The organism is Arminella tubonensis (assembly GCF_003240585.1).
In the GTDB taxonomy this organism is placed as follows: Bacteria; Pseudomonadota; Alphaproteobacteria; order Rhizobiales; family Rhizobiaceae; genus Rhizobium; species Rhizobium tubonense.
The window spans coordinates 606,593-618,427 of the sequence record NZ_PCDP01000035.1 but is presented as its reverse complement, the minus strand read 5'-3'; the positions used below and the strand labels follow the sequence as shown (position 1 = coordinate 618,427).

At 60.8% G+C, this 11,835-nt stretch carries 12 protein-coding genes; 7 read left to right on the top strand and 5 right to left on the bottom strand.

Features of this window, described 5'->3' with window-relative positions:
- Positions 1 to 14: 14 nt before the first annotated feature.
- Positions 15 to 1,031, bottom strand: coding sequence for a YeiH family protein (locus CPY51_RS14655; RefSeq protein ID WP_111160921.1), 1,017 nt, complete (start codon positions 1,029 to 1,031; stop codon positions 15 to 17).
- A 117-nt stretch (positions 1,032 to 1,148) separates the two neighbouring features.
- Here CPY51_RS14655 and CPY51_RS14650 point away from each other — a divergent pair, with 117 nt between their 5' ends.
- Positions 1,149 to 2,051, top strand: coding sequence for a LysR substrate-binding domain-containing protein (locus CPY51_RS14650; RefSeq protein WP_111160920.1), 903 nt, complete (start codon positions 1,149 to 1,151; stop codon positions 2,049 to 2,051).
- A gap of 7 nt (positions 2,052 to 2,058) precedes the next feature.
- On the opposite strand, the gene CPY51_RS14645 is transcribed toward CPY51_RS14650, so the two are convergent.
- Positions 2,059 to 2,856 (bottom strand): DeoR/GlpR family DNA-binding transcription regulator, encoded by a 798-nt coding sequence (locus CPY51_RS14645; RefSeq protein WP_111160919.1) that lies wholly within the window; start codon positions 2,854 to 2,856, stop codon positions 2,059 to 2,061.
- Between the two features lie 457 nt (positions 2,857 to 3,313).
- Between CPY51_RS14645 and CPY51_RS14640 the strand changes: the two genes are divergently transcribed.
- Positions 3,314 to 5,764, top strand: a complete 2,451-nt coding sequence (locus CPY51_RS14640) for a GcvT family protein (protein WP_195909527.1) — start codon at positions 3,314 to 3,316, stop codon at positions 5,762 to 5,764.
- A 97-nt stretch (positions 5,765 to 5,861) separates the two neighbouring features.
- Positions 5,862 to 6,563, top strand: coding sequence for a uracil-DNA glycosylase (ung, locus tag CPY51_RS14635; protein WP_111160917.1), 702 nt, complete (start codon positions 5,862 to 5,864; stop codon positions 6,561 to 6,563).
- On the opposite strand, the gene CPY51_RS14630 is transcribed toward ung, so the two are convergent.
- Positions 6,564 to 6,965, bottom strand: a complete 402-nt coding sequence (locus CPY51_RS14630; protein ID WP_111160916.1) for a type II toxin-antitoxin system VapC family toxin — start codon at positions 6,963 to 6,965, stop codon at positions 6,564 to 6,566.
- On the bottom strand, positions 6,965 to 7,219 hold the full coding sequence (locus CPY51_RS14625) for a type II toxin-antitoxin system Phd/YefM family antitoxin (RefSeq protein ID WP_111160915.1): 255 nt from the start codon (positions 7,217 to 7,219) through the stop codon (positions 6,965 to 6,967). The genes CPY51_RS14630 and CPY51_RS14625 overlap by 1 nt, the downstream gene beginning before the upstream one ends.
- Before the next feature lie 204 nt (positions 7,220 to 7,423).
- On the opposite strand from CPY51_RS14625, the gene CPY51_RS14620 reads away from it, so the two are divergent.
- The 4 genes from CPY51_RS14620 to rutF all read left to right on the top strand — a co-directional run bounded on the left by CPY51_RS14620 (position 7,424) and on the right by rutF (position 10,825).
- Complete coding sequence (locus tag CPY51_RS14620; RefSeq protein WP_111160914.1) at positions 7,424 to 8,356, top strand: VOC family protein; 933 nt, start codon at positions 7,424 to 7,426, stop codon at positions 8,354 to 8,356.
- 16 nt (positions 8,357 to 8,372) lie between these two features.
- On the top strand, positions 8,373 to 8,984 hold the full coding sequence (locus tag CPY51_RS14615) for an alpha/beta hydrolase (protein WP_111160913.1): 612 nt from the start codon (positions 8,373 to 8,375) through the stop codon (positions 8,982 to 8,984).
- Positions 8,985 to 9,131: 147 nt separating this feature from the next.
- The gene (locus CPY51_RS14610) at positions 9,132 to 10,028 is read left to right on the top strand and encodes a DMT family transporter (RefSeq protein WP_111160912.1); all 897 of its coding nucleotides are present in this window, start codon (positions 9,132 to 9,134) and stop codon (positions 10,026 to 10,028) included.
- 266 nt (positions 10,029 to 10,294) lie between these two features.
- Positions 10,295 to 10,825, top strand: a complete 531-nt coding sequence (gene rutF, locus CPY51_RS14605) for an NADH-dependent FMN reductase RutF (protein WP_244598681.1) — start codon at positions 10,295 to 10,297, stop codon at positions 10,823 to 10,825.
- A gap of 3 nt (positions 10,826 to 10,828) precedes the next feature.
- Here the strand turns inward: rutF and CPY51_RS14600 are convergent, their stop codons facing one another.
- Entirely contained in the window at positions 10,829 to 11,833 is a 1,005-nt protein-coding gene (locus CPY51_RS14600) for an NAD-dependent epimerase (RefSeq protein WP_111160910.1), read from the bottom strand.
- Between the last annotated feature and the right edge of the window lie 2 nt (positions 11,834 to 11,835).

The following is an 11,835-nucleotide window of genomic DNA, read 5'->3' as shown; positions in this document are numbered from 1 at the left end:
CCGGCGGGCCGTGGTCAGACAATCCGCAGCACGACGATCAGCGCGTAGCTGAGGCCGCCCAGTGCGACCAGCGAAACGGTTGCTGCCGCCATCACCCTGCCGCCGGCATGGGCGACCGACCGGATGTTCACCGATAATCCCAGCGCTGCCATGGCAACGACCGTCAGGGCGTTTGAGGCAAGCGCCATGGGAGCGAGTAGCGCTTCCGGAATGAGCCCGATCGAGCGCAGAGCGGTCATGATCAGAAATCCGCCGATGAACCAGGGAACCAGCGCATGGCGATGGTCTGCGGGCAGGTGCTCGGTCTGGTTCTTCATGGCGAGGCCAAGGGCAAAGATGACCGGGCCAAGCATCAGCACGCGAACCAGCTTGACCAGCGCTCCGGTCTGGACACTCAGGAGGCCGACAGGTGCGGTTGCTGCCAGCACCTGGGGTACGGCATAGACCGTCAATCCGGCGAATACGCCGTATTGCGACATGCTCATGCCGGCGTGGAAATAAAGGGCAGGCAGGATGAAGACGGCCGCGACGCCAAGGACCGCGGTGAAGGCCAGAGCCGCCGCGATCTCCTCCGACCCGGCTTCGATGACGGGGGCGACCGCGACGATGGCCGAGTTGCCGCAGATCGAATTGCCGCAGGCGATCAGGGCCGCCAGTTTCGACGACAAACCGAGCGCGCGGCCAATGCCATAGCTCGCGACAATCGACAGAAGCACGACGATCGCGATGCCGGCGATAAGTGCAAGGCCGGCGCCGCGGATGGCCGACAGGCTGATCGAGGCACCGAGCAGGACGATCGCGATTTCCAGCAGGATCTTGGCGCTGAAGTCGATGCCGGGACGTAGCGACGGTTTCAGGGGACGAACGCTGCAGATGGCGATGCCAAGAGCGATGGCGAGGACTAGGCTTTCAATCCATTTACTTCCGAGAACAACAATCTCGAGCCGTTCGCCGAGGCAGGCCAGAACTGCAACCGCGACACAGAGTGCGAGACCGGGGAGCATGAGGTGGATTCGATGCAGGATGGGCATGACGATTTGCCGTTCGATTTGCGGAGATTTAGCGATGGCTGGAATGTCTCACCTTCGATCGTCGACATCTATCGAATAAAATGCTACGTTTCGTTCGTTTAAATAGAACGATCTGCCATGACATTCGAACAGCTAGCCATCTTCGTCGCGGTTGCCGAGCGCGAGCATTTGACGCGGGCAGCGGAGGCCATCCGGCTGACGCCGTCGGCAGTCAGCGCGTCGATCAAGAATCTCGAGGCCTTCTACGGCGTCGAGCTTTTTCACCGTGTCGGGCGGCGGATCGAGCTCACCGACATTGGCCGGACATTTCTGGTGGAGGCGAAAGCGACGCTTGCCCGCGTGCGCTCGGCCGAGCTGATGCTATCCGAACTTGGCGGATTGCAGCGCGGCAAACTCAGCATCTATGCCAGCCAGACCATTGCCAGCTATTGGCTGCCACCCTTTCTGATGCGTTTTCATCTCGACTATCCGGGCATCGATCTCGATCTTACGATCGGCAACACGCGCACTGTGGCCGAGGCGGTGATCGAGGGTGAGGCCGAGCTTGGCTTTGTGGAGGGCGAATTCGACGCGCCAGCCCTGTCCTCGCGCATCGTCGGGCGGGACGCTCTGGTAATCGTGGTGGCGCCCGAGCATGACTGGGCTGACGGACGGCCGCTTTCCGTCGAAAATCTCGTGGCGGATACGTTCTGGGTCATGCGTGAGGAAGGTTCGGGGACGCGTTCCGAATTTGAAAGCTCGTTGGCCAAGCTCGGCCGGTCGCCCGGAGAACTTCAGGTGGCGCTGGTTCTGCCGTCAAACGAGGCGGTGCTGTCGGCCGTTCGATCGGGGAGGTGTGCCGCCGCCATTTCGAGTGCTGCGGCCGGCCTTTATCTGCAGGAAGGCCGCCTCGCCAAGGCCGCCTTTGACCTGCCGATCAGAAACTTTCGCTTGTTGCGGCACAAGGAAAGACATGCCAGCAAGGCTGCGGCAACGCTGGAGGCGATGTGCGTCGCCCCGTCGCTCCCATCTCGGGCCTGAAGCGGGACTAGTCGCCTCTACCGGCGACCACGAGCTCGACCTGGTTGCGGATCAGCATTTCCTCGATATCGGCCGGCGGACGTTCGTCAGTGACCAACATGTCGTAAGTCGATGGGTCGTCGATGACGATCGGGGCGCTGCGACCGAACTTGTGGCTGTCGGCAACGATCACGCGGTGTTCAGCCCTTCTCGCCGCCTCGCGAGAATATTCGGCCTCGTCGAAATCGTGCAACATGAAGCCGGAGGTGGCGTTGACTGCGCCGACCGACAGTACGGCGTGGCGGACGGTGAAGCGGCGCAGAAAATTGATCGCTTCCATGCCGAAGGCACCGCCATCATGGCCGCGCAACTCGCCGCCCGCAAAGAAGACGCGATTGCCGTTTCGGGTCGCCAGCGTATGGGCAACTGAGACGGCGTTGGTAACGATGAAGAGGTTCTGGTGCTTCTGCAACGCCACGGCGATGAAGGCAGTGGTGGAGCCGATGTCGAGAAAGATGGCATCGCCGTTCTGAATCATCCCGGCGACGCGGGCGGCGATGAGGCGCTTGGCTTCCGGATTCTCGTTCATGCGATAGTGCAGCGGCTGCTCGACGGCAGAGTCCTTGATGTGGACGCCGCCATGCACTTTCGTCACCAGCCCGTTGGCTTCGAGCGCGCGGATGTTGCGCCGGATCGTCTCCTCGGAGACCGCCAGCCGTTCCGCCAGAAACTGGATGCGACTGGCGCCGCCGGCAAGGCGCAGTTCCTCCAGGATCTCGCGTTCACGGTGGTTGGCGTGCGCCGGATTCTGATCGGAGACTGACATTAAATTCCCTCTGAGGAGCTTCGCCAATTAAAATTTTTTAAGTTAAATTTCGAGGCGCGGAAAGCGTCCTGATGCGATTTTGGTAAAAAATTCGGTCATTTGTCACATTTTGCCTCAGCATAACTCAACAAAAAGCCAAAATTTTGTTTCATTCTGTGGTCCCTTCTTGACAGTCCGATGTTTGTGAAGAACCTTTCACATTAATCTGCAGGAAGGCGGGAGAGGCGATGATTGTACCGCCTGGTGATAAGACATTGGCTCGTGGCATTCGGTACGAATCCGTCGCGATTTGCCCCACCGTCAATCTTGCATCTCATCAATACACTGGCAGCAACTTGCAGGGTCCGACGATGATCCTCGGCGACTTTCATCCGGCTGCCGGGCAGCATTTATCGAGCACCTGGTTCGAAAGGTCCTGCAGTTTTGGGTGACGTTTATGAGTAGTTTTCGAGGTCGTTTGATGAAGGAACTGCCTACCACAGCAAAAGCGGTCGTTATCGGGGGCGGCATCATCGGATGTTCCACTGCATATCATCTTGCCAAGATCGGATGGACCGACACCGTCTTGCTGGAGCGCCACAAGCTTACGTCGGGAACGACCTTCCACGCGGCAGGCCTTGTCGGCCAACTTCGCTCAAGCGCGAGTATCACCCGACTGCTGGGCTATTCGGTCGATCTCTATAACAGCCTCGAGGCTGAGACAGGTCTTGCCACCGGCTGGAAGATGAACGGCGGATTGAGGCTGGCCTGCAACGCCGAGCGGTGGACGGAGGTCAAGCGACAGGCAACGACGGCGCGGTCTTTCGGTCTCGACGTGCAGCTTCTGACACCAGGGGAGGCGCTGGGTCTCTGGCCGCTGATGCAGGTCGACGACGTCATTGGCGCCGCCTTCCTGCCGACTGACGGTCAGGCGAACCCCTCCGACATCACGCAGGCACTTGCCAAGGGCGCGCGAATGGCGGGGGTCTCGATCTTCGAGGATACCGGCGTCATCGACATCGAGATAGACAAGGGCAGGATCCGTGCCGTCGTCACCGATCGCGGCCGGATCGAATGCGAGCGCGTCGTCGTCTGCGCCGGTCAGTGGACGCGCGATTTTGCAGCGCGCTTCGGCGTCAACGTGCCGCTTGTATCCATCGAACACCAATATGTCCTTACCGACTCCTTCGGCGTGCCGTCCAACCTGCCTACGCTGCGCGATCCGGACCGTATGACCTACTACAAGGAGGAGCTCGGCGGCCTCGTCATGGGCGGCTACGAGCCCAATCCGATCCCGTGGGCTGCGACCGGTGTGCCTGATGATTTTCAGTTTTCCCTGCTCGATTCCAACTACGACCACTTTGGCCAGATCATGCAACAGGCGCTGGTGCGTGTGCCTGGTCTGCAGACGGCCGGCGTCAAGCAGCTGCTCAACGGTCCCGAAAGCTTTACGCCCGATGGGAATTTCATCCTCGGCGAAGCGCCCGAGCTAAAGAACTTCTTCGTCGGTGCCGGCTTCAATGCCTTCGGTATCGCCTCGGCCGGCGGTGCAGGGATGGCCCTTGCCGAATGGGTCACGAAGGGCGAACCGCCCTACGATCTCTGGCCCGCGGACATCAGGCGTTTCGGTCGTCCGCATTTCGACACCGACTGGGTTCGCACGCGTACGCTCGAAGCCTATGGCAAGCACTACACCATGGCCTGGCCCTACGAAGAGCATTCCAGCGCTCGCCCCTGCCGCAAATCGCCGCTCTACGACCGGCTGAAGGCTCAAGGCGCCTGCTTCGGCGAAAAGCTCGGCTGGGAGCGGCCGAACTGGTTTGCCGATCTGTTTGCCGGCGAGGAGCCGAAAGACATCTACAGCTATAACAGGCAGAACTGGTTTTCTGCCGTTGGCCGCGAGCACAAGGCGGTGCGCGAAGCTGCCGTCCTCTTCGACCAGACATCCTTTGCCAAATTCGTGCTCAAGGGGGCCGATGCGGAAGCAGCACTTAGTTGGATCGCATCGAACGACGTTGCCAAGCCGGTCGGCTCTCTCGTTTATACCCAGATGCTGAACGACAACGGCGGGATCGAATGCGATCTGACCGTGGCACGCATCGCCGAGGACGAATTCTACATCACTACCGGCACCGGCTTTGCAACGCGCGATTTCGACTGGATTGCCAAGGGGATCCCGGCCGACATGCACGCCGAGCTCGTCGACGTCACATCAGCCTATTCCGTCCTCTCGCTGATGGGGCCGAACACTCGCGCTATCCTCGAGACGGTTACCAGCGCTGACGTTTCCAATGCGGGTTTCCCGTTCGGCCAGGTGCGCACGATCGGGATCGCTGGCTGTCCCGTCCGCGCGCTCCGCATCACCTATGTCGGCGAGCTCGGCTATGAGCTGCATGTGCCGGTCGAATATGCGGCGACCGTCTATGACGCGCTGATGGCGGCCGGCGGAGGCTACGGCCTGGTCAATGCGGGCTATCGCGCGATCGAGAGCTGCAGGCTGGAAAAGGGCTACCGCGCCTGGGGGGCCGATATCGGTCCGGACCGTACGCCGATCGAGGCGGGTCTCGGCTGGGCGGTGAAGATGAAAAAGAACATTGCCTTTCGCGGTCGGGCCGCGATAGAGCGCCAACTCGCGCTGGGCGTCGAGAAGATGCTAGCCTGCTTTGTTCCAGACGATCCAGAGGTCGTATTGCTGGGCCGCGAGACGATCTACCGCGACGGCAAACACGTCGGCTGGCTGTCCAGCGGCGGGTTCGGCTACACGCTCGACAAGCCGATCGGCTACGGCTATGTCGGCGATCCCGACGGCGTGACCGAGGAGTTCGTTCTCTCCGGCACCTACGAACTCGACGTCGCCATGCGTCGGGTGCCGTGCTCGGTGTCGATGAGACCGCTCTACGACCCCGAGATGGCGCGGGTGAAGGCCTGAAATCTGTGGTCTTTCCGTCGTCAGGGCGCGCGCTTTCTTGACTCGCCCGGGCTTTCGTCATCAATCGAACGGCTGATGAAACGGAACGGAGCGGGCCATGCCGGAGACGGACGTCAAGCTGGAGGAGAGCTGGAAAAAAGCGCTGTCGCAAGAGTTCGCCAGCGCCTACATGCAGCAGCTCAAGGCCTTTCTTCTCGAGGAAAAGCAAAGCGGAAAGAGCATTTTTCCCCGTGGCCCGGAATATTTTCGGGCGCTCGACCTGACGCCGCTTTCCAATGTCAAAGTCGTGATCCTCGGGCAGGATCCCTATCACGGGCTCGGCCAGGCACACGGCCTCTGCTTCAGCGTGCAGCCGGGCGTGCGCATTCCTCCGTCGCTGGTCAATATCTACAAGGAAATGCAGAGCGATCTCGGTATTCCGCCAGCGCGCCACGGCTTCCTTGAAAGCTGGGCGAAGCAGGGCGTCCTGCTTTTGAACAGCGTCCTGACCGTCGAGGAATCGCGTGCTGCCTCGCATCAGGGAAAGGGCTGGGAACGCTTTACCGACGCGGTCATCCGCACCGTCAACGACGAATGCAACGCCGTCGTCTTCATGCTTTGGGGAAGTTATGCGCAGAAGAAGGCCGCATTCGTCGACGCCTCGCGACACCTGGTGCTGAAGGCCGCACACCCGTCGCCGCTTTCCGCCCACAACGGCTTTCTTGGGTCCAGGCATTTTTCGAAGGCGAATGCCTATCTCGAGGCGCATGGCCGCCAAGCGGTCGACTGGGCGCTGCCGAGCGATGTCGCCGGGCGCTAACTAATTATTCCATGGATCGATCAGTGAAACGCCCGTGTCGTCGAAGTCGGCGACATTTCGCGTGACGACGATGAGATCGTGGACGACGGCGGTGGCGGCAATCAGACCATCCGCATCCCCGCGTGGGCGAAGAGCCGATATGCGGGCCCATTCGACGGCGATGCGATCGGTGATCGGCAGGATACGATCTTTGTGGTCAAGTTGGATTCGGCGGAGCCACTCTTCGAGATGAACCGCCGTGCGCGGGTCGGATTTCTGCTTCAGAGCAATCCCGCGCATGATCTCGCCAAGGGTGATGACGCTCAGGTACACCGTGCGGGGATCGACGGAGCGAAGCCAGGATGTAGCTTGCGCTGTTCCGCGACGGGCTTCCGAGATGACGTTGGTGTCGACGAGATACATCAGATGGCAACATTTCGGCTCGGCATCTTGCTGCGCCTTGTGACAGTTTCGCTCATTTCGTCATCCCATGATGGACCTGCCAAGATGTCGTCGACCAGATTGGGTCGTCCGACCCGAAGCGCGTCGTAATCATCCGCAGACAGGACAACGGCAGCGCGCTCGCCCCGAAGGGTTACGATCTGCGGGCCTTCCGTACGCGCCTTTTGAACGACTTTCGAAAATTGATTCTTGGCGTCTTGCAATTGCCAGTTCATGAAGGCCTCCTAGCTAGACTGTCTAGATATAAGGTGCTGAGCCGCTTCAGTCAAGCGGAAGTGTCGATTGAACGACAGCCCTTCATCGTTCAACAATTGAGGACAATGCGTTTGGCGATCGGGGGCTATCCGAAAGCGGCTGCGACAACCATCTTCTGCCCATCAGAAACGCCCTGAAATTACGGGCGGAGAAAGGGGTTTGAAATGCTTGACCAGATCAAAGGCCTCCACCACGTCACATCGATGGCGGGAAATGCCAAGACCAACAACCAGTTTTTCACCGATACGCTTGGCCTGCGCCGCGTCAAGAAGACCGTCAATTTCGACTCTCCGGATGTCTACCATCTCTATTATGGCGACGAGATCGGTACACCGGGCTCGGTCATGACCTATTTCCCATTCGGGAAGATGCCTCGCGGCCGTCCCGGCACGGGCGAGGTCGGCACGACAGTGTTTTCGGTTCCGGAAGGCGCGCTCGCATACTGGACCGATCGTTTAGCCGCCAAGGGCGTCGACGGCATCAAGGCGGACGAATCTTTCGGCCAGAAGCGCCTGCACTTTGCCGGTCCTGATGGAGACGGTCTCGCACTTGTCGAAGTCAAGGACGACCCGCGCCAGGCGTGGACCCATGGCGGCGTCGATGCCGATCATGCCATCCGTGGTTTTCATTCGGTTTCGATGCGGCTCCGCGATGACGGCGCCACGAACGAACTGTTGAAATATATGGGTTATCAGATTGTCGATACGCATGACGGCGTCAAGCGGTTGGCGATCCCAGGTGGGAACGGCGCCGACTTCGTGGACCTGGAAACCATGCCGAATATCGCGCGCTCCATGCCCGGCGCCGGTTCTGTGCACCATGTCGCCTTCGCGGTCGAAAACCGCGCAAAGCAGCTGGAAGTTCGCAAGGCGCTGATGGATACCGGGCACCAGGTAACGCCAGTTATCGATCGCGACTACTTCTGGGCGATTTATTTCCGTACGCCGGGTGGCGTGTTGTTCGAGGTCGCAACCAACGAACCGGGTTTCAATCGTGACGAAGACACGGCCCATCTCGGCGAGGCGCTGAAGCTGCCGCAACAGCATGCGCATCTGCGCTCTCTGATCGAGCAGCATCTCGAGCCGCTGGACGCGTGAACGGGGAGAAACTGACATGACCGATACAAGCTATGTGCACCGGCTGCGTGCCGGTGCAGCCGGCAAGCCTATTCTCTTCGTTTTCCACGGCACGGGCGGCGACGAGAACCAGTTCTTCGATTTTGGCAGCCGATTGCTGCCGGAAGCAACCATCGTCTCGCCGCGCGGGGATGTTTCGGAATATGGCGCGGCACGCTTCTTCAAGCGAACGGGGGAGGGCGTCTACGACATGGCGGATCTCGCCCGCTCGACCGACAAGATGGCTGGTTTCGTCAAGCGCCTGGCAGAGGAGCGCAAGGCCTCCGCAATCCTCGGCCTCGGATTTTCGAACGGCGCGAACATCCTTGCCAACGTGATGTTCGAGCATGGCGATCTGTTCGATGCGTCTGTGCTCATGCATCCGCTTATCCCGTTCACGCCGGGGGACGATGCCAGGCTTGCCGGGCGGCGGGTGTTGATCACCGCGGGCGAGCGCGATCCGATCTCGCCCAGACCTGCGACGACGGCCCTGGCGGACTATTTCGCCCGCCAAAAAACCGACGTGAAGATCGAATGGCATGCGGGCGGGCACGACATCCGTCCGAACGAAATAGAGGCTGTTCGCGAATTCTTCGCAGCCTGTGCCTGATTATCCCCCGGCATGAGTGAAAGGCGTGGCGGTTCTGCAACCGCCGCGCCTTATTTCGTTGGCGACGCCAAAGGGCGCAGTGCCTGCTTGTCGGCAATCCCTGCGCTCGCTAATAGTCCAAGCCTAAAATACTGGGGAGGATTCGCCGTGACGCTTGCCGAGCAGAAGCAGTATCGCGTCGGCGTCGCCTATGTGGCCCTTTCAGCCCTGGCGTGGTCATCTTCCGGCCTGTTCGTCCGCTCCATCCATGCGGACCTGATGACGATCCTCTTTTGCCGCGGCATCGTTTCCGGCTGCGGCGTCTTTGCACTTTTTCTCTATATCGAGCGCGGCTGCGCCTTGCGGATCATTCGCTCGATGCGGGGACCGTCGCTGGCCGCGACGGTGTTTTCGACCGCAGCGATGATCAGCGGCATCGGGTCGATCTACTATACGTCGGTCGCCGACGCGATGGTGATCTACGCGACGGTGCCGTTCGTTACCGCCGGCGTCGCCTATGTCTTCATCAAGGAACGGCCAAGCCTGACGACGCTCATTGCCAGTAGCGTCGCGCTTCTGGGCGTGATCGTCATGCTCACCGGCGAGGCTGGGGGCGGCGGCAGTTGGCTCGGCAAGGGACTGGCGGCAATCATGACGCTGATGGTTGCCGGCCTTGCCGTCGTCATGCGCCAACACCGCAACGTGCCGATGCTGCCGGCTATGGCGGCCTCCGCCTGGCTCTGCTCGCTGCTGACCTTCTGGTTCGCATCGCCTGGGTCGGTCTCGACCGGCGATATCGGCCTGATCATCGCGTTCGGGCTGGTCCAGAATGCCATGGGGCTCAGTCTCTACACATTCGGTTCGCGCCTCATGCCGGCTGCGGACGCCAGCCTGCTGACCTCGCTCGAAGTGCCGCTGACGCCGTTGTGGGTCTGGATGTTCCTCGGCGAAATACCCTCGGCTGCAACGATGATCGGCGGCCCGATCGTGCTTCTCGCCCTATTCGGCCATATCCTTTTGGAGGTCCGGCGAAACCGCGTGCCCGTTGGCGCGTCTGTTTTGTGAGGGATGCGGGAGGCGGAGCAGAAGACCCCTCCCCAACCCTTCCCACAAGGGGGACGGGGCGATCGTCGCTAGGGCGCGCTTTGTGATACGACCGATAAAGCGTCTTTCAACGAAGATTGTTATTGTCGATAGATTTAATAGGGAACATCTTGCCTCGTGGATGGGATCGTAGAGAATGTCGTTTCTTGAGACCCGTCTGCGACGCGAATAAGTTAGCATCACCGTCGCGCCATTGGATGAGTGAGGACTTGGGGATGAATATGAAGATGTCAGTGGCGATCGAGGACGCAACCCCCGTCGTAGATGCCGAGGCCGTCCGGTTCGAATTCCGCGATGCCATGTCGCGGATGGCCGCTGCGGTCAACATCGTCACGTCCAACGGGCCGGGAGGCTTGGCAGGCTTTGCGGCGACGGCAGTCTGCAGTGTTACGGACAGTCCTCCGACGCTGCTGGTCTGCCTCAATCGCAGCGCTTCGGTGTATCCGGCGGTGACCGCAAATGGCGTCCTCTGCGTCAATGTTCTTTCCGACGGCCATCAGGATCTGTCCCGGCTTTTCGGCGGAAAGACGCCTGTCGAGGAGCGTTTCGCGGCTGCCGCGTGGTCGGAGCTTGCGACTGGATCGCCCGTGCTCGAGGATGCGCTAGTGTCGTTCGACTGCCGCATCGTGCGTCGAGCAGATGTTGGAACGCATGATGTGCTGATGTGCGAAGTCGAAGCCATCCGCCGTCGTGACGACGGCCATGGGCTCGTCTATTTCGACCGGGACTATCACCGGGCAGGACCCGGCAAAGCCTGATTTTCAATAGTTTTCCTGGTACCACTCGACGAAGCGACGCACGCCTTCCTCGACCGGGATTTGCGGCTTGAAGCCGGTGAGGGCGACCAGGAGGCCGGGGTCGGCAAAGGTGCGGTGAACGTCGCCGGGCTGCATCGGCAGCATCTTGCGGATCGCGGGTTTGCCAAGCGTCGCCTCGATGATTTCGACGAAATGCATGAGTTCGACGGACGTGCCGCCGCCAATATTGACGACGCGGAAGGGAGCGTTGCGCGACAGGGTGTCGACGACGGTGTCGGAGGCGACGCGGTTTTCTTCCGAGGGAACGACGCCGATCAGCCTGACGATACCTTCGACGAGATCGTCGATATAGGTGAAGTCGCGGCTCATCCGGCCCTCGCCGTAGATCTCGATCGGCCGGTCGTGGCGGACGGCATCGACGAACTTGAAGAGCGCCATGTCGGGCCGGCCCCAGGGACCATAGACCGTGAAGAAGCGGAAGGCGGTGGTCGGGATGTCGAACAGATGGGCGTAGCTGTGCGCCATCAGCTCCATGCTCTTCTTGGTCGCCGCATAGATCGTCATCTGCTCGTCGGCCTTGTCGCTCTCGGCAAACGGCATCTTCTCGTTGGCGCCATAGACGGACGAGGTCGAGGCCAGCAGCAGGTGCTTCGGCTTCAGCGCGCGGGCAAGCTCAATGATGTTGAACGAGCCGGTAATGTTGGAATCGACATAGGACCGCGGGTTTTCCAGGCTGTAGCGGACGCCGGCCTGGGCGGCCAGATGGACGATGACGTCGGGATCGGCAAGTTCGGCGGCTTTGTCCAGCGCCGCCTTGTCCTCCAGCATGCCGACGAAGGGCTTGAAGCCGTTCGAGCGGGCGAGGATCGCGTGGCGTTTTTCCTTCAGCGCGACATCGTAGTAGGGCGTCATGCCATCGAAGCCGACGACGAAATTGCCTTCGTCGAGCAGGCGCTTGGCCAGATGGAAGCCAATGAAGCCGGCTGTGCCGGTGATCAGATAACGCATGC